17 protein-coding genes are annotated in these 19,687 nt (G+C 42.6%); 13 read left to right on the top strand and 4 right to left on the bottom strand.

Going from position 1 to position 19,687, the window contains the following annotated elements:
* Nucleotides 1-172 precede the first annotated feature (172 nt).
* The 3 genes from J7E32_RS15025 (at nucleotide 173) to J7E32_RS15015 (ending at nucleotide 2,519) form a co-directional block, all read left to right on the top strand.
* Complete coding sequence (locus J7E32_RS15025; RefSeq protein ID WP_214908726.1) at nucleotides 173-1,438, top strand: molybdopterin molybdotransferase MoeA; 1,266 nt, start codon at nucleotides 173-175, stop codon at nucleotides 1,436-1,438.
* On the top strand, nucleotides 1,426-1,944 hold the full coding sequence (mobB, locus tag J7E32_RS15020; protein WP_286183284.1) for a molybdopterin-guanine dinucleotide biosynthesis protein B: 519 nt from the start codon (nucleotides 1,426-1,428) through the stop codon (nucleotides 1,942-1,944). The genes J7E32_RS15025 and mobB overlap by 13 nt, the downstream gene beginning before the upstream one ends.
* 146 nt (nucleotides 1,945-2,090) lie before the next feature.
* Complete coding sequence (locus J7E32_RS15015; protein WP_214908724.1) at nucleotides 2,091-2,519, top strand: respiratory nitrate reductase subunit gamma; 429 nt, start codon at nucleotides 2,091-2,093, stop codon at nucleotides 2,517-2,519.
* 118 nt (nucleotides 2,520-2,637) lie between these two features.
* Here J7E32_RS15015 and J7E32_RS15010 read toward each other — a convergent pair whose 3' ends face one another.
* Nucleotides 2,638-3,210 carry an MEDS domain-containing protein gene (locus tag J7E32_RS15010; protein ID WP_214908722.1) on the bottom strand — a complete coding sequence of 191 codons (573 nt, stop codon included), beginning with the start codon at nucleotides 3,208-3,210 and terminating at the stop codon, nucleotides 2,638-2,640.
* 253 nt (nucleotides 3,211-3,463) lie between these two features.
* Here J7E32_RS15010 and J7E32_RS15005 point away from each other — a divergent pair, with 253 nt between their 5' ends.
* Entirely contained in the window at nucleotides 3,464-4,183 is a 720-nt protein-coding gene (locus J7E32_RS15005; RefSeq protein WP_214908720.1) for a YwiC-like family protein, read from the top strand.
* A gap of 58 nt (nucleotides 4,184-4,241) precedes the next feature.
* On the opposite strand, the gene J7E32_RS15000 is transcribed toward J7E32_RS15005, so the two are convergent.
* A complete protein-coding gene (locus J7E32_RS15000) occupies nucleotides 4,242-4,934 on the bottom strand; it encodes a Crp/Fnr family transcriptional regulator (protein ID WP_214908718.1) in 693 nt (230 codons plus the stop codon).
* Nucleotides 4,935-5,159: 225 nt separating this feature from the next.
* On the opposite strand from J7E32_RS15000, the gene argC reads away from it, so the two are divergent.
* The 7 genes from argC (at nucleotide 5,160) to argF (ending at nucleotide 14,589) form a co-directional block, all read left to right on the top strand.
* Nucleotides 5,160-6,194: an N-acetyl-gamma-glutamyl-phosphate reductase gene (argC, locus tag J7E32_RS14995; protein WP_214908716.1), complete on the top strand. Its 1,035-nt coding sequence runs from the start codon at nucleotides 5,160-5,162 to the stop codon at nucleotides 6,192-6,194.
* Between the two features lie 11 nt (nucleotides 6,195-6,205).
* Entirely contained in the window at nucleotides 6,206-7,441 is a 1,236-nt protein-coding gene (gene argJ / locus J7E32_RS14990; protein WP_483297611.1) for a bifunctional ornithine acetyltransferase/N-acetylglutamate synthase, read from the top strand.
* A gap of 22 nt (nucleotides 7,442-7,463) precedes the next feature.
* Nucleotides 7,464-8,228 carry an acetylglutamate kinase gene (argB, locus tag J7E32_RS14985; protein WP_353654060.1) on the top strand — a complete coding sequence of 255 codons (765 nt, stop codon included), beginning with the start codon at nucleotides 7,464-7,466 and terminating at the stop codon, nucleotides 8,226-8,228.
* The gene (locus J7E32_RS14980) at nucleotides 8,225-9,382 is read left to right on the top strand and encodes an acetylornithine transaminase (protein WP_214908704.1); all 1,158 of its coding nucleotides are present in this window, start codon (nucleotides 8,225-8,227) and stop codon (nucleotides 9,380-9,382) included. The genes argB and J7E32_RS14980 overlap by 4 nt, the downstream gene beginning before the upstream one ends.
* A 74-nt stretch (nucleotides 9,383-9,456) precedes the next feature.
* Complete coding sequence (locus J7E32_RS14975; RefSeq protein ID WP_214908702.1) at nucleotides 9,457-10,536, top strand: carbamoyl phosphate synthase small subunit; 1,080 nt, start codon at nucleotides 9,457-9,459, stop codon at nucleotides 10,534-10,536.
* The gene (locus J7E32_RS14970) at nucleotides 10,529-13,630 is read left to right on the top strand and encodes a carbamoyl-phosphate synthase (glutamine-hydrolyzing) large subunit (RefSeq protein WP_214908700.1); all 3,102 of its coding nucleotides are present in this window, start codon (nucleotides 10,529-10,531) and stop codon (nucleotides 13,628-13,630) included. The genes J7E32_RS14975 and J7E32_RS14970 overlap by 8 nt, the downstream gene beginning before the upstream one ends.
* Nucleotides 13,627-14,589, top strand: coding sequence for an ornithine carbamoyltransferase (argF, locus tag J7E32_RS14965; RefSeq protein WP_214908698.1), 963 nt, complete (start codon nucleotides 13,627-13,629; stop codon nucleotides 14,587-14,589). Before J7E32_RS14970 ends, argF begins: the two co-directional genes overlap by 4 nt.
* A 476-nt stretch (nucleotides 14,590-15,065) precedes the next feature.
* Here the strand turns inward: argF and J7E32_RS14960 are convergent, their stop codons facing one another.
* Nucleotides 15,066-15,878 (bottom strand): undecaprenyl-diphosphate phosphatase, encoded by an 813-nt coding sequence (locus J7E32_RS14960; protein WP_214908692.1) that lies wholly within the window; start codon nucleotides 15,876-15,878, stop codon nucleotides 15,066-15,068.
* 391 nt (nucleotides 15,879-16,269) lie between these two features.
* On the opposite strand from J7E32_RS14960, the gene J7E32_RS14955 reads away from it, so the two are divergent.
* Together J7E32_RS14955 and clpB are read left to right on the top strand one after the other, a co-directional pair.
* Nucleotides 16,270-16,449, top strand: coding sequence for a YjzC family protein (locus tag J7E32_RS14955; RefSeq protein WP_214908690.1), 180 nt, complete (start codon nucleotides 16,270-16,272; stop codon nucleotides 16,447-16,449).
* A 152-nt stretch (nucleotides 16,450-16,601) separates the two neighbouring features.
* Nucleotides 16,602-19,202, top strand: coding sequence for an ATP-dependent chaperone ClpB (gene clpB / locus J7E32_RS14950; RefSeq protein ID WP_214908688.1), 2,601 nt, complete (start codon nucleotides 16,602-16,604; stop codon nucleotides 19,200-19,202).
* A 217-nt stretch (nucleotides 19,203-19,419) separates the two neighbouring features.
* Here the strand turns inward: clpB and J7E32_RS14945 are convergent, their stop codons facing one another.
* Nucleotides 19,420-19,608 carry a YjzD family protein gene (locus J7E32_RS14945; RefSeq protein ID WP_214908681.1) on the bottom strand — a complete coding sequence of 63 codons (189 nt, stop codon included), beginning with the start codon at nucleotides 19,606-19,608 and terminating at the stop codon, nucleotides 19,420-19,422.
* Nucleotides 19,609-19,687: the final 79 nt, after the last annotated feature.

The raw sequence follows: 19,687 nt of genomic DNA, 5'->3' as shown, positions 1-19,687 counted from the left end.
AGGAAATGGTTTTACTACTTGGTGATGCGCATCACACTTCACAAAAAATCTACATATTTTCGGCAGATTTTATGAGAGAATACTGTGAGGTTTGTTATGTTTTCATTTTTACATTACTCTTATAATGAAAAGGGTAAATTTAGAAGATAAGCCTGTAATAGGAGCTGATTATATGTTAGAGAAAAGAAACCCTATTCCAATTGGAGAGGCAGTTAAAAAAGTGATGGAGCATAAGCAAATAGGCTCCACTGAATTTGTTTCAATCAATGAAAGCTATGGACGCTATCTTTCAGAGGATTTGAAAGCGACCAGCGATGTACCGCATTTTGACAGAGCTCCGTATGATGGATATGCAATCCGGTCCGTTGATACACAGGAAGCTTCTCAAGATAACGCTGTTGAATTTGAAGTGGTGGACCATATCGGTGCCGGAATGCTTACGGATAAAGAACTTGGGCCATTCCAGGCAGTCAGAATTATGACTGGAGCACAGATGCCTGTTGGTGCTGATGCTGTTGTCATGTTTGAATTGGCCAGTGAAATCGAGCGTGACGGAAAAAAATACATGACAACAAAGCGCAAGCATAAGGAAGGAGATAATGTTTCCTACCGCGGTGAGGATGCGAGGGAAGGGGAAGTGCTTGTTAAAAAAGGCACGTTCATCAATCCTGGAATCCAGGCGATGCTGGCGACTTTTGGATATGCCAAAGTACCTGTTTCGAAAAAGCCGGTAATCGGATTATATGCAACAGGAACTGAATTGCTTAATGTCGACGAACCGCTTGAGCCAGGGAAAATCCGCAACAGCAATTCCTATATGATATCCGCACAAATTATTCGTGCAGGAGCAGAAGTGAAATACTTTGGACAGCTGCCTGATGATTTTGATACATGCTTTGATGCAGTAAGCAAAGCGATAGAGGAAGTGGACTTATTTATTACCACGGGCGGGGTTTCCGTTGGAGATTACGACTATCTGCCGGAAATCTACGCTAAGCTGGGTGCAGAGGTATTGTTCAATAAAGTAGCGATGAGACCAGGCAGTGTCACAACTGTAGCGCAGCTTGATGGGAAATTATTGTTTGGATTGTCAGGAAACCCTTCGGCATGCTATGTTGGCTTTGAGTTGTTCGCTCGTCCAATCATCAGGACAATGCTCTACACTGACCAGCCTCATTTGAGGAAGGAAAAAGCGATCCTTGATGCCAACTTTCCTAAAGCAAATCCATTTACTAGATTTGTCAGGAGCGCTCTTAGAGTCGAGAATGGCAAACTAGTAGTGACGCCTAGCGGCCTGGATAAATCGAATATTATCATGAGCCTTGCAGGAGCTAATTCCCTCATGATCCTTCCTGGCGGTACAAGAGGCTTTGAAGAAGGATCAGAGGTGGAAGTTCTGTTGCTGGAGGACCATGTGGGCAGTGAATGGCCTTGGTAAAACCGGTGCTGTTTCAGGTTGCAGGATACCAAAACAGCGGCAAAACGACACTAAGCCTATCACTGATCCAGCAGCTGGCTGCAAAAGGTCTGAAGGTTGCGACAGTCAAACATCATGGGCATGGCGGAAGGCCGGAAGTTGTTGAGGGGAAGGATTCCGACAGGCATGTAAAGGCGGGAGCATCTGTCTCTCTTGTAGAAGGGGGAGGCAGGATGGTTATTCATGCTGAAAATGATAAATGGTCTTTATCTGAAGAAATAGACATGCTAACCTTATTCAAGCCTGATGTAATCTTGATAGAAGGTTATAAAAATGAGCCATATCCTAAGGCTGTCATCCTGCGTGATGAGAGCGACCTGGAGCTAGTGGAAAAGCTGCAGAATATCCAGGTGATTTTATGCCGAAATGCGGAGTTGGCAAATATGTTACAGGGTTTGTCACTCCCTGTATTAGAAATTGATGATGGAGTCAACTGGATTATTGAGTACATCAGCAGTACCCATTAGGTGATTTCCTTTATTCATTAAAGGCTTACCAAGAAAAAGTTCTTATTTTAGACATATACGGCGACTTTTGTCACTGTCACTTCATATTTACCCGGTTAGAATGTTAAATGGGGTTCATGTTGTGAGATATGTATGAGGTGAGAGCGATGGAATTGATACAACTTTTTTTATGGATTGTGTATCCGTATTCGGTTGCGGCAATAGTAGCGATGGGGCTCGTTTGGCAATACGATGCATCAAGAGAAGAAGGAACGCGTTCGAAGGCAGGAAGGTTTCTGCTTGTCGTCGTGAAAACACTTATGGTTGCCAGCACAGCAACGGGCATTGCCATTGTGTTGTCGAGCAGCATAGCGTACGAACCAGTATTGCTGTTCAGATGGCTCATCAGCCTAGCCCAACTGCGGCCAGACATGAGTTTGGTTACAGACGTTTCCATACTCTCAAAGGTACATTTTATTATTGTATTCCTGTTCCTCTTAAGCCTGGCATTCACGAAGGAAATTTATTATTTATTAAAACCGCACTTATATATAAAGAAAATCTTTTTAAAACTGCATCTTGAAAGAAGAGGCTGAATTTAGGATTTAGTTATAGATTGAGTAACAAAGTTAAATGAAGTCCCATGAAATAATTCTACTTGTTTAATAAAAAGAGACATAAAAAAACGCTTAGGGGCTCCTAAGCGTTTTTCCTTTATTTTCGGCCACTTGCTAATTGATATTCATTTGAGATGGTGAAATTATCATCTTTTAGAACATAAGGGTGGGTTTCCATCAGGATTTTTATAAGATGGTCTGGCATTTTCTCCCCTTCGTAAGCGCATATCAGTGGAAAAGAAGATGAACTTACTGCCTCGTCTACGATTCTTTCAAAATCTTCAATAATATGCAGCGGGTCTTTCATAGTTGCCCATTCAACATGTGCCCAGGATCGGAAAGAGAGATCATTTTCAATGTACGGCTCTACCATCTTATTAAAGTAATCCAGGATTGCGGGAGGATGATAACTGCCACTGGAATAATAAAAATCGTAGTTGTTTACGCTATGCACAAACTTCATTTGATCTTCCGTTAATCGCGTTCTTAGCTCTTTGTTAATTAAACGGAAAAGAGGTTCGTTTTCAATGAAAATAATATAATCTCCCGCCATAACGCCGTCTTCTATATAATTAACAGCCTGTTCAATGTATTTTTCTATTTCATTATAGGAATAAAGGACATGGACGCTCCGTTGATCTTTAAACAACCTATTCATGTTGTCTTTCAAATGATCACTCCTTCTTTCCAGTTATTTTCTAGTTTACTACACTCCTACATATAAAGATATGAAAGCTTTATTATAGTGTTGCCCCAAGGTTATAGCTTTAGGTTCAGAAAATGCACTTTTCCTTTTATTAGATAGTGTTTTTGACAGTTCAGTGTCAACCGCATTTACACACTAAAAAATGTGATGTGTTTCACTTATTGAATGAATCGCCTGCTTTATATTTAAGTTAGGAAACAAAAGGGAGTGTTCATTCATGAAATTATTTATGCCAAAACAGCATGGGGCCTGGGCGATGTTGATCATCCCTTTCTGGCTTGGAGCTTCGGCAAGCGAAATAGTCTGGCAGCATATCCCGTTTTTTATCGGATGGCTATTATTATATCTAGGAACATATCCACTTCTATTGTTGTTCAAGAAAAAGAAAATCCCATTTTATCGTAAATGGGCGCTTATTTATATCATACCAGCTCTTGTGTTTTTAATGGTTCCATTGTTCACGACACCAGCAATCGTAACCTTCGGATTTGCAATGATTCCGTTTTTCATGCTCAATGCATATTTCTCTGCTAAAAATAAAGATCGTGCTCTCCTTAATGATTTAAGTGCAATCGTTGTTTTCTCTATTGCCGGTTTGGCCAGCAGCTTTCTGCCAAGTGGTGAAATCAATGAAAATGCAATCCTTGTTTTTGCATCAAGCATTCTTTTTTTTACTGGAAGCACATTTTACGTGAAAACAATGATTCGCGAAAAAAAGAACAGCCAATTCAAATGGATTTCCTGGACCTACCACCTTTTGGTCCCTGTCCTGTGGCTCGCAGCCGGAGAGATCATAGTCGCTGTAGCCGCAGTTCCAAGCTTAATCAGGGCTGTAGCATTTTACGGTAAACCACTTTCCGTCATGAAGGTAGGCATATACGAAATCGTGAACGCAGCCCTGTTCTTTACCATCATGCTGTTTGCGATCCTGAAATGATTATCCATGCAAAACCAGCTAATAAGTAAAGCCGCCAGTGATGAACTGGCGGCTTTTGCTATTCGATATTGCATATCTCAATCGGACAATTCTCACAATCTATTTCTCTCTTTAGCCTATTAAGGGCATGGACGGTAATGAATCCTTTATCAATGGAGATGATGTTACTTTTCCTCAGCTCGCTCAATAATCTGTTCACGACTTCGCGTGAGGTCCCACAAAAATTTGCGAGTTCCTGGTTTGTGAGCGATACATCAATCTTCAAGCCATCCTCCGTTTTGACTCCGTAACTGTTCACCATCCGGATGAGGGTTGAATACAAAGCACCTTTTTTACCATGAAGGACGAGGTCCCTGAACCTTGTTTGCGATTTACGGTGCTGCAGGGATAGCCATTTAACGAGTTCAAGTGCCAGCCCGCTATCCTTTTCAATTTCAGACTCTAGCTTATCCTTTTGAATAACCGCCACTGTCCCGCTTTCCGAGGCGCGGGCATTCAATATATGCTGAGATGCCGGGCTGAACAATGATAACTCTCCAACCAATTCGCCAGATGAACACATTCTGATTGTTAGCTCGCGGCCATCTGGTACCATTTTGCTGATCTGAAATTTCCCGCTCTGAATAATGTACAGCTCATCTGCGATATTGCCTTCTTCAAAAAGGAAGCGCCCTTTATCAATACTTTTGATTCTTTGGACCTTTTCAAAAAGCTTATTCAAATTTGGTGACAACGTTGTTGCAGTCAACATATGAATACCACCTTATTAAGAGGAGTTTTATACTCCCTTCCGTATCTGATATTAATATTATTATATTGTAAATCATACAAAGCCAGCAATAAAATTGTGAATTGTTCACATAATTGTTAATAAATCTATTGCGTTTTCCATCCTTTGTTCTTATAATAAAAAGAAATTTATTTATAATTATAAATTTATATGTTTATTTATGCATAAGTTGAAAGGAGGTTTCAAGTGAAGGCAGCGATCATTGGTACCACTGGATACGGTGGGGGAGAATTGATTCGTATCCTGGCAAATCATCCATACATCAGCATTCATTCAATCCACACAACAAGAGATGAAAAACCTGTTTCCGATGAGTATCCCCATTTAACAGGAATTTTTGATAAGGTCCTCACCAAGATTGACTCTGATAAAATCGCTGAGGAAGCAGACATTGTGTTCCTGGCAACCCCTTCGAAAGTTTCTGGAAAGCTTGTTGAATCATTTTTTAATAAAGGCATAAAAGTTATTGATCTATCAGGTGACCTAAGGTTAAGAGACGGATCAGCGTATCAAGAATGGTATAAGCATGACCCAGTTGATGCTTCTGTTCTGAATGAAGCAATATACGGACTTTGCGAATGGAACAGGGAGCAGATCATGGATGCAAGGCTGCTGGCCAATCCGGGCTGTTATCCAACGGCTGCACTTCTCGGGCTTGCTCCTGTACTGAAGGAAAAGCTGATTGAAACGAATAGTATCATTATTGATGCTAAGTCTGGCGTGTCTGGGGCGGGCAGATCACCCTCAATGGGAACTCTGTACGCAGAGTTGAATGAAAATTTCAAAATTTATAAAGTCAACGAGCACCAGCATATCCCGGAAATCGAACAGCAGCTTAGCCTTTGGAATGGCGAAGAGGTAAAGATAACCTTCAGCACACATTTAATACCCGTTACCAGAGGAATCATGGCCACAATATATGTCCAGTTAAAAGAAGAATCGAATACTTCTAGATTGCTGGATTTATATAAAGAAACATATGATGGGCACCCTTTTATAAGAGTTAGGAAGAATGGTGTGTTTCCTTCCGTAAAAGAGGTCAAGGGATCGAACTACTGTGATATTGGGTTGCATTCAGACAGCAGGACTGGAAGGCTGACGATTGTCTCAGTGATCGATAATCTCATGAAAGGTGCTGCAGGGCAGGCCGTCCAAAACGCCAATATCATGTTTGGGTTTAAGGAAAGTGCAGGAATAGAAATGATTCCACTGTATCCATAAAGGAGGATTATATGTATCAGGCAATGACCGACAAGAAGAAAATTAGAACAGTCTATGATGGAGGCATTCTAACTCCAAAAGGGTTCCAGTGCGGTGGAGTACATGCAGGGCTGCGCTATGCCAAGCATGATTTGGGTATGATTGTAAGCGAGAAACCGGCGAGTTGTGCTGCTGTCTACACGACGAGTCATTTCCAGGCTGCGCCATTGGTGGTTACACAGGAAAGCATAGCAAAGGAACAGGTGCTTCAGGCAATCGTCGTCAACAGTGCATGTGCGAATGCCTGCACGGGAGAACAAGGGTATCAGGATGCATTGAAAATGCGTTCACTGGCAGCAGAAAAAATCGGGATTCCTGAACATCATGTCGCTGTAGCATCAACAGGTGTCATCGGTGAATTCATGCAAATGGAAAAAATTCAATCGGGTATCGGGAAGTTGTCAGTTGGCAAGACAACTGAGGATGCAAGGGATTTCCAAACGGCAATCCTGACAACGGATACGGTAATGAAAAGCTGCTGCTACACTGCTGAAATTGATGGGGTAACAGTAAGTATAGGGGGAGCCGCGAAAGGTTCAGGGATGATTCACCCCAATATGGCCACGATGCTTGGTTTTTTAACAACAGACGCAAAAATTTCTAGTGAACACCTGACTGCAGCGCTAAAAAATGTAACGAACACAACCTTCAATCAAATCACGGTTGATGGAGATACATCAACGAACGATATGGTGCTGGTGATGGCAAATGGAAGTGCCTGTAATCAGCCATTGAACCCAGACCATCCAGATTGGTCAGTTTTTGTTGAACTTTTAAAAGAAAGCTGTGCAAGTCTTGCGAAACAGATTGCAAAGGATGGTGAAGGGGCTACTAAGCTGATTGAAATCTCAGTATCTGGTGCAATGTCTGATGAGGAAGCACGAATGATAGGAAAACAAATTGCCGGATCCAACCTCGTCAAAACAGCAGTTTACGGCGCTGATGCAAACTGGGGACGGATTATTGGGGCAATTGGCCAAAGCAAGTCATCGGTTAATCCAAAAACAGTCGATATATCCCTTGGAGAAATTACTATGCTAAAAGGAAGTACACCGGTTGCATTTGATGAAGATCAGGCGAGGGAGTACTTGATGAATGACAAGGTTGAGATTTTCGTTGACCTCCATGTGGGTGAAGGGAAAGGAATGGCCTGGGGCTGCGATCTTTCCTATGATTATGTGAAAATAAATGCAAGCTATCGGACATAAAGGGGCGGATTCATTGGAAACAGTGGTCATTAAATGTGGCGGAAGTGTGTTAGAGGAGCTTAATGACAATTTCTACAATAGTCTTAAAGAATTGATGAAGGATGGGTTTTATCCCGTCATCGTCCACGGGGGCGGACCAGCAATCAATTCGATGCTGAATTTATATAATATCACTTCCAATTTCAAAGATGGTCTTAGAGTGACGTGTGAAAAGACAATGGGAATTGTTGAAATGGTCCTGTCCGGCCAAACCAATCGTCAGCTATGCAGCATGTTAACGAAGCAGGATTTTAATGTTCTGGGCATCAATGGCAGCGATGGACTTTGCCTTCAGGCGGAATATATTGATAAACAAGGCTTGGGATACGTTGGTACTATCACCAAAGTAAATACTGACCTGATTATGCTGGCGGTCCATAATGGCTATATTCCAGTAGTTACTCCAATCGGCATTGCCGAGGATGGAAGCAAACTTAATATAAATGGCGATTATGCTGCTGCGTCGATCGCGAAAGCCTTGAAGGCTGAACGCTGTGCATTCGTAACAAATGTTGATGGGATCCTGATTGATGGTGAGTTGATGAGCGAAATTACTGATAGCCAAATAGAAAACTATATTTCTGAAGGAAGCATCTATGGAGGAATGGTTCCAAAGGTGAAATCCGCATTGTCAGCCACAGCAGCTGGTGTAGATACTGTCATGATCATTTCTGGCAAAAAGCAATTCTATAAAAATAACTGCTGGCATGGAACTGCAATTGCCGCAAAAGAAGAGGTGTATAAATGAGTCATTTATTCCCTACCTATCACCGTTGGGAAATAGAGCCTGAGAAAGCAGCAGGGACCATCCTATACGGAAAGGACGGACAACAATACATTGATTTTACTTCAGGTATAGGCGTCTGCAATTTGGGCCATCGCCCTGAAGCAGTCGAACATGCAGTCAAGGAACAGCTCGGTCTATTCTGGCATGTATCCAATCTTTTTCCGCAAAGTATCCAGGAAGAAGCAGCGAAAAAGCTCGCAGACGGATCTGGTCTGGATTGTGTATTCTTTGCCAACAGCGGAGCTGAAGCAAATGAAGCAGCGATTAAACTGGCAAGGAAAGCTACTGGACGGACTAAAATCATCACATTCCAGCAATCCTTTCACGGCAGGACTTTCGCCGGGATGGCTGCGACTGGACAGGATAAAATCAAGCAGGGGTTTGGAAGCATGCTTGAAACATTCATCCATCTGCCATTCAATGATGTGGAAGCTCTGAAAAATGAATTAGATCCTGAAACAGCTGCGGTAATGATTGAAATTGTTCAGGGGGAAGGCGGAATCCACGTCGTTACAAACGAATTTATAAAAGAAGCTGCAAAGTTATGTGCTGAAAACGGCGTCCTGCTAATTATCGATGAAATCCAGACCGGGGTCGGACGGACAGGGAAGCCATTCGCCTTTCAGCATTATGGGATTGAACCCGATATCATCACTGTTGCCAAAGGTCTTGGGAATGGGTTTCCGATAGGAGCTGCCGTTGGAAAGGCAGAACTGGCGGAATCTCTTGGTCCTGGAAGCCATGGCTCTACATTTGGCGGAAATCCAATCAGCACATCGGCTGCGATAGCCGTAATGGATATCATTTTTAAAGAGGAATTCCTAGAAGAGGTTTCCGACAAAGGGAGACTGCTGTTTGAGTTGCTGTATAATGAACTGTGCTGTTTGGAAGTTGTTAAAGAAATCAGGGGACTGGGATTGATGGCTGGAATCGAACTGACTGTTGCTGCCCAGCCAATTTTAGCAGAATTGAGGAAATCGGGACTGTTAGCATTGCCGGCAGGAGAAAAAGTTGTCCGTCTTCTTCCACCGCTTAATGTAACAGCTGAGGAGATAGAGAAGGCTGTTTCATTGCTAAAAGGAACTTTAAGTAAATCTAAGGCAGCAGCATTATAGCAGTAAATTTTTTTTAGAATTGAATGTATAAAAATAGATTTTTATAAATAAATATACGTTTGGAGAGGTGTCTGATGAAAGGATATCTGCATCTGGCTGACGGCAAGACATTTCAGGGGCACTTGCATGGGTCGCCAGCTGAAGAGGACATTGCCGGTGAGATTGTATTTTTTACAGGAATGACAGGTTATCAAGAAGTACTGACCGATCCTTCATACAAGAATCAAATCATTGTTTTCACATATCCGCTGATCGGCAACTATGGCATCAATGATAAGGATTTTGAAAGCAAAAAGCCGCATGTTGCAGCGGTAATCGTTTTAGAAGCTGCCAAAACAGCTTATCACTATGAAGCCCAGCACTCATTTACAGAGTATCTGGAGAAATGGGGAATACCTTTACTCGAGCAGGTTGATACTCGTGAGCTCGTTAAATGCATACGCCAGAACGGGACGATGCCTGCAATTTTATCAAGCGAACCAGTTTGTGAATCAAGCTGTGACAATTTTAATGGTCTCAAGGTGGAGGAAGTATCATCGAAGGCACCAGAATCTATCGGCTTTGGTGACACCCACATCGTGTTAATCGATTATGGCTTTAAAAAGTCGATTGCAGACTACCTGGTCAAACAAAATTGTCTAGTGACAATTGTTCCTTACAATTATAGCTTTGAACAAATTGCTGCATTAAGGCCTGATGGGGTTCTGTTATCTAATGGACCAGGTGATCCGAAAGAATTATTTGGACAGTTGCATGATATCAGGAAAGTAATCGAGCATTACCCTGTATTGGGGATTTGCCTTGGGCACCAGCTGGCAGCGCTGGCGCTTGGAGGGGATACAAACAAAATGCTCTTTGGCCATCGAGGCGCAAACCAGCCTGTATACGATGTGACAAGCAATCGGGTATTCATGTCCTCACAAAACCACAGCTATGCTGTTAATCAAAACAGTATTAGCAGTACAGGTCTTAAGGTCCGCTTCTTCAACAAAAATGATCAGTCCATCGAAGGCCTTTACCATGAAAAGTGGCCGCTGATGACTGTCCAGTTCCACCCGGAAGCAAGCCCGGGCCCTGAAGACAGTGTATTTATATTTGAAGATTTCATCAATACAGTCAAATACAGAAAGCGGAGAGAAGTCAGCTATGCCTAAGGATACAAAGATTAAATCGATATTAGTAATCGGTTCCGGCCCGATTATCATCGGCCAGGCCGCTGAATTTGATTATGCAGGGACACAGGCTTGCATCGCCTTGAAGGAAGAAGGCTATCGGGTCATCCTCGTAAACAATAACCCGGCAACCGTTATGACAGACAATATATTCGCTGATGAAGTCTATTTTGAACCGATGACTTCTGAAGGTGTGGAAAAAGTGATCCAGCGGGAAAAGCCCGATGGAATTTTAGGGACTCTTGGCGGCCAGGCAGGTTTGAATCTTGTCTTTAAGCTAAGTGAAGAAGGAATTCTCGAAAAGTACAATGTAAAAGTGCTGGGGACCTCGGTTGCAAGTATTAAGCAAGGTGAAGACAGGGAAGCCTTCCGCAGCTTAATGCATGAATTGAATGAACCTGTGCCGGAAAGTGAAATTGTTCATATAGTTGAAGAGGCAGTCGCATTTGCTGAAAAGATTGGTTTTCCGTTAATTGTAAGGCCAGCTTACACACTGGGAGGCACAGGCGGCGGGATAGCTGAAACAATGGAAGAATTGATCTCTCTAGTTTCAGGCGGATTAAGTGAGAGTCCGATAAAGCAATGTCTGGTCGAAAGAAGCATCGCAGGCTTTAAAGAAATTGAATATGAAATGATGCGTGATGGTGCTGGTACTTGTATCGCCATCTGCAATATGGAGAATATTGACCCGGTTGGCATCCATACAGGCGATTCAATAGTAGTAGCTCCTTCACAGACGCTGACAGATCGAGAATACCAGATGCTCAGGACATCCGCTGTTAAAATCATTTCAGCGCTAGGAATCGTTGGAGGCTGCAACATCCAGTTTGCCCTCGATCCCAAGAGCAAAAAATACTATTTAATTGAAGTGAACCCGAGGGTCAGCAGATCATCAGCCCTTGCATCAAAAGCTACAGGATACCCAATCGCACGGATGGCGGCAAAGCTGGCAGTTGGATACAATCTTGCCGAGATCATAAACCCTGTAACAGGCACTACCTTTGCCAGCTATGAGCCAGCGCTCGACTATATAGTGGTAAAAATACCGAAATGGCCGTTTGAGCAATTTCCTCAAATCGACAGGAGCCTAGGGACGCAAATGAAGGCGACAGGGGAAGCAATGGCAATTGATCGAAGCTTTGAACGGGCCTTTAACAAAGCCGTCCGATCACTGAACATAAAAACTCTGGATTTACGGCTCCCTGAATTTGAAGAACACACTGTCGAACAGCTATATAAATTGGCAGAAAAACAGACAGACCAGAGGGTTTTTGCATTGCTCGAACTGCTGCGCCGGGGTGAGCAAATTGAGTTTCTCCATGAAAAAACAAAAATAGATTTATTTTTCCTTCATAAATTCAAGTCTTTGACCGACATTGAGAAGGATATCGAAGGTCGTGAAATCAAAAGCATTACAGCTTCAGAATTAAGATACCTGAAAGAAAAGGGATTCAGTGATTCCTACCTGGCAAAAGAGTGGAAGGTTAGTGAGAAAGAGGTCAGGGATCTGCGAAAAAAGCATGGAATAACACCTGTTTATAAAATGGTCGATACATGTGCAGCAGAATTTCAATCAGCTTCCAATTATTTTTACTCCAGCTATCTTGGGGAAAATGAGTCGACAGTTAAAAGCAGTAAACGAAAGGTGCTAGTGATTGGCAGCGGTCCAATCAGTATCGGTCAGGGAATTGAATTTGATTATTGCAGTGTTCATGGCGTTTTTGCCCTCAAAGAAGAAAATGTAGAAACAATCATGATCAATAATAATCCAGAAACCGTCAGCACTGATTTTGCGATATCTGATCGATTATATTTTGAACCCTTAACCCTGGAAGACATCTTGAATGTGATTGAAATCGAAGGAATAGAGGAAGTCATTGTCCAATTGGGGGGACAGACCGCCTTGAATTTGGCTAAAGGCCTTGAGGAATCCGGAGTCAAGCTTCTGGGAACGAGTTCAGCAGCCATTGATTTGTTTGAGGACCGGGATCAATTTTACCAGCTTCTCGATAAGCTGCAAATTCCGAGAGTAAAGGGTGAAACAGCTGAGGATAAGAGTGAACTGCTTAACGCTGTGGAACGGTTAGGGTATCCAGTATTAATCAGGCCTTCCTATGTTATAGGCGGACTTAATATGGTGGTGCTTCGAGACGCTCAGGAACTAGAGACTGCTCTTGATTCAGGGAGTATTTCATATCCTATTCTGGTGGATCAATATATTGAAGCAACTGAGGCAGAACTTGATCTTGCAGCTGATGGGGAACATATCCTGATTCCGGCCATTATCGAACACATTGAAAAAACAGGTGTCCATTCAGGGGACAGTTTTTGCATCATTCCTGCCCGTAGCTTTCCGAATGAAACGAAACAGCGGATGGCTGAGTATGCAAAGAGAATTGTCAAGGAATTGAAATATAAGGGATTAATGAACATCCAGTTCATTGTGAAGGAAAATGAAGTGTTTTTGCTTGAAGTAAATCCACGCTCGAGCAGGACAATGCCAATCGTCAGCAAGGTAGCCGGTGTTGAATTAGTAAAAAAAGCGACAAAAATATTGCTCGGGAAATACTTTTTGTCGAAAGATGAAGTAATACTTGACTCTGATGCACCGTACACATGCGTAAAGCATCCTGTGTTTTCGAATTTTGCCTTAAAAGGACTGGACGCCAAGACAGGACCGCAAATGATATCTACAGGAGAAGGAATCAGCATTGCTTCGACACTTGAAGAGGCACTGAATAAAAGTTTCCATTCAATTAGCGGAAAAGCTGTCCAGGGAGACATTGCATTTGCAGAGGAAAAAGATCTGTTGGAAGCAGTAAAATTGGCACCTGATTTCAATTTAATTCATATCGAAAAAGTAACCGACCATCAAAAGGTAGCAGCCTTGTATTGCCCTGGCACATCAGAAAGGGATATTTCTCTAAGAGAGTGGGCTGTCAAGAACCGAAAAATCGTATTGACCCAAAAGGAAACTTTAAATGCGCTGTTAAAAAGTGCAACAGTAGAAAGTTGGAATGTCAACTCCCTGGAACAATGGCTGACAGAAACTAGTGAGGAAGTGATGGCAGAATGACAGCTTTACAGCAGCTGAATATGGATCTGAATCTAAAGGGCAAGGACTTGTTAACCCTGGCCGATTTGGAATCACAGGAAATCTTAACATTGTTAGAAAAGGCGGTAATCCTAAAGGATAAAACCTTAAAAAAAGAATTTGAGGAGCCCCTCAAAGGAAAAATACTGGGAATGATCTTTGACAAGTCGTCAACACGTACAAGAGTATCTTTTGAGGTAGGAATGATCCAGCTTGGAGGAAGCGCACTTTATTTAAATGGCAACGACCTTCAGCTTGGGAGAGGTGAATCGGTCGCAGACACAGCCCAGGTACTTTCGCAATATCTTGACGGCATCATGATTAGAACCTTCTCACACAAGTCAGTTGAGGAATTGGCCGATCATGCCGACATTCCGGTCATTAATGGTCTGACGGATCTGTATCATCCATGCCAGGCACTTGCAGACCTTCTGACGATTTACGAAAAAAAGGGAACTCTAAAAGGCCTCAAGCTTGCTTACATCGGTGATGGAAACAATGTTGCTCATTCACTGATGATCGCCTGCACAAAAGTCGGGATGAATGTAAGTATTGCGTCTCCAAAGGAATACTTCCCGGATGAGAAGATAACAGCTCACTGTGAAGATTTTGCAAGGCAAAGCGGCGCAAGCATGGTCATCACCGAGTCCCCTCAAGAAGCAGTTGATCATGCAGATATCATCTATACTGATGTATGGACCAGCATGGGCCAGGAACTCGAAAATGAGCAGAGGTTAAATGATTTCAATGGCTACCAGGTGAATGAGGCATTACTCGAAACAGCAAAGGAAGACTACCTGTTTATGCATTGTCTTCCGGCGCACCGCGGCGAGGAGGTAACAGCGGCAGTCATCGACGGCCACCACTCCGTCGTATTCGAACAGGCAGGAAACCGCCTCCATGCCCAGAAAGCACTGCTTGTGGAGATACTGAAGGATTAAATGGTGAAGATGTGAAAAAGTTCTATATAGAGTTTCTATAAGCCCGAAAAGTAGTTGGAAGGAAGAAAAGGTCCTATAGAAAGATTCTATAAGCCCAAAATGTAGTTGGAAGGAAGAAAAGGTTCTATAGAAAGATTCTATAAGCCCAAAATGTAATTGGAGGGAAGAAAAGGTCTTATAGAAAGATTCTATAAGCCCGAAAATCGGTTGGAGGGAAGAAAAGGTCCTATAGAAAGATTCTATAAGCCCGAAATGTAGTTGGAAGAAAGAAAAGGTCCTATAGAAAGGTTCTATAAGCCCGAAAAGTAGTTGAAGGGATGAAAAGGTTCTATAGAAAGAAGTATTAGCCCAAATGAGTGATTGAGTATTCAAAAGTCAAAAAGGATACCAGCCTCTGCAAAGTATTGAAGTGATATTGAACTAATTTTGAACTAAAAACCACAAAACCGGCTATCAAGTTAGCCGGTTTTTTGAATTTAAGAAAAGATGAGGATAAGTGGTCCTACAATAAAGCAGTAAATCGCAAAATACTTCAAGTTTCCGCGCGCCATGATATTCATGAACCATTTTAATGAGAAGTAAGAGGCAATCAGTGAAGCGATAAAAGCAAATACATATGGTACTGCCAGTTCATTAAGGTATGGGTCTGTTAAAATGTCTGAAAATCCAAGAATCATGCCGCCGACGCTGACTGGTACATATAAAAGGAAGGAATAACGCAATGCGGTTTCCTGTTTCATACCAAGTGCCATCGCCGCGACAATTGTCGCTCCAGAACGGCTAATTCCAGGAATAAGAGCTACCGCTTGGGCTAAACCGACTATAATGGCATCCTTGAAGCTTAAGTCTCCATCATTTTTACGGCCTCTCAGGTTGCGGATCAACCACAATGCTAAGCCTGTGACTAACAGCGTAAAACCTACTGTCCTAATCGAAGCTAAATTATCCTCAATGAAATCCCCAAAAAGGACTCCGATTACACCTGCAGGAATCGTTCCGACAATTAAATAAATGATGAACATAAAATCAGATTTTGCTTCCGGATCTTTATTTTTAAGATATGCAAGTCCATTGACAATTAATCGCATGATATCTTTACGATATATCAATAGAACAGCGAATAAAGAAGCTGTGTTTACCAAAAGTGCAAAGCTCATTCCTTCAATTTCAAGTCCGAAAAAGTGCTCTGCTATTTCAAGGTGTCCGCTGGATGAAACAGGGATTGGTTCGGTAATTCCCTGGAAGAGGCCAAGAAATATGTATTTAAGCAAGTCATAGAAATTTTCCATAAGTTTTAGATTTCCTCCGCGTTTTTTAAAATATTGAAATACTTTATTTCCTTGGAGAATTGTCCAGCTGCAGCGCCTAGCCCCTCGAGACGCTTGTCTAGTGTTGCCTCCTAGAAACTCCGAAACTTCAACTCCGCCCGCAGAAGCAAAAAGCGCTTCTTTGTCGNNTACTTTTCGATTTCAGTCCTGCCAATGAAGTCAAAGAACGACTTCACTGTAAGGACCTCCACCGCTTGTCGGGGCTGGACAAGGCGCTTCCGCTTTTCTTTTCTCATACACACTAATGTACCGTATAACCCTTTTTTTTGGAAGGATAAATTATGCATAAATACTTTATTTAAATCAGTAAATAATAAAATTGCCGGAATACTTTAATGAAGGAGGAAGGCAAATGGGTCAAAGTCATCAGTTCCGTGCCGGACAAAAGGCACCGAATAATGGTATTTATATTGAAATTGGAGAAACAGGCAGCAATGTCAACAACCCGCAAAAAATCAAACTTAAAGCTGGGGACCGTTTTCCGGAAAACTCCAACCACAACCGCCACTGGACTTACATGATAAAGTTTTAAATAAACTACATCTAGGTCTACAGGACAAAAGCATTTTCCGGAATAAAATTTTTACTGTCATTTAAAGCCATCCAATGCGGATGGCTTTACTATTTGGGAATTTTTATTATAATATAATTAAAGGTCAAAAAAGGTCAAAGGAGTGGTTGGGCGTGGATTTGAATAAAATGACGGAAAGCTTGCAGAATGCTTTTGTATCAGCCCAGACCCTGGCTGTTCAACAAAATCACCAGGAAGTAGATGATGCGCACCTGTTGATTGCCTTACTTGAACAGGACGGCAATCTGGCTGGAACTTTGCTTACTGGAATCGGACTGAATCTGGATAATTTGAAAGATGCATTAAATCTTACCCTGTCAAAGAAACCTCAAGTCTCGGGAAGTGGCGCAGAACAGGGGAAATTATATATCACCGCAACGCTGCAAAAGGTTTTGGCACAAGCAGAAAAGGAAATGAAACAGTTTGAAGATGACTATTTATCGGTAGAACATGTTTTGTTGGCTGCGCTTGAGATTCATGGATCTGAATCAGGCGGAGCAATGAGGAAATTAGGAGTTAACAGAGAAAAATTATTAGCAAGAATCAAAGAGGTTAGGGGGAACCAGAGAGTGACTTCACAAAACCCAGAAGCTACTTATGAAGTGTTAAAAAAATATGGACGCGACCTTGTGGAAGAAGTCCGTGCGGGAAAGGTTGACCCGGTAATCGGCAGGGATAGTGAAATTCGTAATGTCATCCGCATTCTCTCAAGGAAGACAAAAAACAACCCAGTTTTGATCGGGGAGCCAGGAGTAGGAAAGACTGCAATTGTAGAAGGACTGGCACAGAGGATCGTTCGAAGGGATGTTCCGGAAGGCTTAAAGGATAAAACTGTTTTTGCGCTGGACATGAGCGCACTGATAGCAGGAGCGAAATTCCGGGGAGAATTTGAAGAGAGATTAAAAGCTGTCTTGAATGAAGTGAAAAAGAGCGAAGGGAAAATCCTGTTGTTTATTGATGAACTCCATACCATTGTTGGTGCGGGTAAAACCGAAGGGGCAATGGATGCAGGTAATATGCTGAAACCGATGCTTGCTCGTGGGGAACTTCATTGTATTGGTGCAACAACTCTCGATGAACATCGTAAATACATTGAAAAAGACCCAGCGCTGGAACGCCGCTTTCAGCAAGTATTGGTTCAGGAGCCAGACGTCGAGGATACAGTATCAATTTTACGAGGATTGAAGGAAAGGTTTGAAATCCACCATGGAGTGAATATTCATGACCGTGCGCTGGTTGCTGCTGCTACGTTATCAGATCGATACATCACGGACCGATTTTTGCCAGACAAGGCGATTGATCTCGTAGATGAAGCTTGCGCGATGATCCGTACAGAAATTGACTCCATGCCGACTGAGCTTGATGAAGTGACTAGAAGGGTCATGCAGCTGGAAATTGAAGAAGCTGCGTTAACTAAGGAAAAAGATGACGCAAGCCAAGTGCGCCTTGAATCTCTGCGTAAAGAGCTTGCCAACTCGAGGGAAAAAGCAAATGCAATGAAATCAAGGTGGCAGAAAGAAAAAGAAGGCATCCAAAAGGTTCAGGAACAGCGGGAGCTACTTGAAAAACTTCGGCGAGAACTTGAAAAAGCGGAAAATGACTATGATTTAAATAAGGCTGCTGAACTTAGGCATGGACGTATACCTTCTCTTGAAAAAGAACTCAAGGCACTTGAGCAGGAGGTAAGCAAAAATGAAGGTGAGAGGCTCCTTCGTGAAGAAGTGACTGAAGAGGAAATTGCGTCAATCGTCTCAAGATGGACAGGCATACCAGTGATGAAGCTTGTTGAAGGAGAGCGGGAAAAGCTTCTCAAGTTAGAAAGCATCCTCCATGAACGGGTGGTTGGACAGGATGAGGCAGTGTCACTCGTATCCGATGCGGTCCTCAGAGCCAGAGCTGGCATCAAGGACCCGAATAGACCAATTGGGTCTTTCATTTTCCTTGGTCCTACCGGTGTAGGTAAAACAGAACTGGCCAAAACGCTTGCTCAGTCATTGTTTGATAGTGAAGAGCATATCATCCGAATCGATATGTCTGAGTATATGGAAAAACATGCAGTATCAAGGCTGATTGGGGCACCTCCAGGATATGTAGGTTATGAAGAAGGCGGCCAGCTGACAGAAGCGGTCAGGAGAAATCCATATTCGGTCATCCTACTTGATGAAGTGGAGAAAGCACATCCAGAGGTCTTTAATATCCTATTGCAGATGCTGGATGATGGCCGGGTAACGGACTCACAAGGTAGAATGGTCGACTTTAAGAATACGGTCATTATTATGACGTCCAATATTGGCTCGCATTACTTGCTTGACCGTCAGGGAGGAGACGATGAAATCTCTTCTGAAACCAGGGATTTAGTAATGGCTCAGCTTCGCGGCCATTTCCGTCCGGAATTTCTGAATCGTGTTGATGAAATCATCCTCTTTAAGCCGCTGGCATTAAAGGAAATCAAAATGATTGTTGGAAAATTAGTAAAGACCTTGCAGGCAAGGCTCGCAGACCAGCAAATCCAGCTGTCCATTACCGATGAAGCAAAAGAGTTCTTAGCTGAACAAGGATTCGATCCTGTTTACGGCGCTAGGCCGCTGAAGAGATTTATCCAGAGGAGCGTAGAAACAAAGCTCGCCAGGGAAATCATTGCAGGCAGAATCAGAGAGAAGAGCCAGGTTGAAATAAGTGTTGAAAATGGCGAGATTTCGTTGAGCGTTAGTTAGGAAGCATTAGATGGAAAGAAAAAAAGTCATCCATGTCGGATGACTTTTTTTACCTGATAAGAAAATATCAATTTCCACTTCGAAAATTGTCTAGCTTCAGCGCCTAGCCCCTCGAGTCGCTTCGGTCCGCCCAATGAAGTCAAAGAACGACTTCACTGGTCGGTCCTCCAGCGCTTGTCGGGGCTGAACAAGGCGCTTGCGCATTTCTTATGTACTATTAATGCTGATGATTTTCTTCAGATCCATTTGGAAGAACTGCAGGAATCACAAGGATAATGATTGTTGCCACAACCGCAAGGATCGTGCTTTGTGCTAAGTCCAATCCAACGCCGATCATCGCGCCAGCCACGTAATTTAGCATTAGAACAAGAAGAAATGTCCAGAGTAATGTCCAGAAATATTTCACGATTTTCACCTCTTACATTATTAAATCTTTTCTCATCTTACCACAAGCCACATAAATTATAAATGAATTTTAAATAAAA

This window comes from Bacillus sp. ISL-55, assembly GCF_018613155.1.
Classification (GTDB): domain Bacteria; phylum Bacillota; class Bacilli; order Bacillales; family Cytobacillaceae; genus Mesobacillus.
Note: the sequence above shows the minus strand (reverse complement) of the source record. Positions and strands in the feature narration are given on the sequence as shown.

Coding starts and splice junctions, on each gene's coding strand:
- J7E32_RS14975 (WP_214908702.1), top strand. CDS start 9,457: ATGAAAGGATATCTGCATCTGGCTGACGGCAAGACATTTCAGGGGCAC.
- mobB (WP_286183284.1), top strand. CDS start 1,426: ATGGCCTTGGTAAAACCGGTGCTGTTTCAGGTTGCAGGATACCAAAAC.
- J7E32_RS15000 (WP_214908718.1), bottom strand. CDS start 4,934: ATGTTGACTGCAACAACGTTGTCACCAAATTTGAATAAGCTTTTTGAA.
- argJ (WP_483297611.1), top strand. CDS start 6,206: ATGTATCAGGCAATGACCGACAAGAAGAAAATTAGAACAGTCTATGAT.
- J7E32_RS14960 (WP_214908692.1), bottom strand. CDS start 15,878: ATGGAAAATTTCTATGACTTGCTTAAATACATATTTCTTGGCCTCTTC.
- argF (WP_214908698.1), top strand. CDS start 13,627: ATGACAGCTTTACAGCAGCTGAATATGGATCTGAATCTAAAGGGCAAG.
- J7E32_RS15015 (WP_214908724.1), top strand. CDS start 2,091: ATGGAATTGATACAACTTTTTTTATGGATTGTGTATCCGTATTCGGTT.
- J7E32_RS15005 (WP_214908720.1), top strand. CDS start 3,464: ATGAAATTATTTATGCCAAAACAGCATGGGGCCTGGGCGATGTTGATC.
- J7E32_RS14980 (WP_214908704.1), top strand. CDS start 8,225: ATGAGTCATTTATTCCCTACCTATCACCGTTGGGAAATAGAGCCTGAG.
- J7E32_RS15025 (WP_214908726.1), top strand. CDS start 173: ATGTTAGAGAAAAGAAACCCTATTCCAATTGGAGAGGCAGTTAAAAAA.
- J7E32_RS14955 (WP_214908690.1), top strand. CDS start 16,270: ATGGGTCAAAGTCATCAGTTCCGTGCCGGACAAAAGGCACCGAATAAT.
- J7E32_RS14970 (WP_214908700.1), top strand. CDS start 10,529: ATGCCTAAGGATACAAAGATTAAATCGATATTAGTAATCGGTTCCGGC.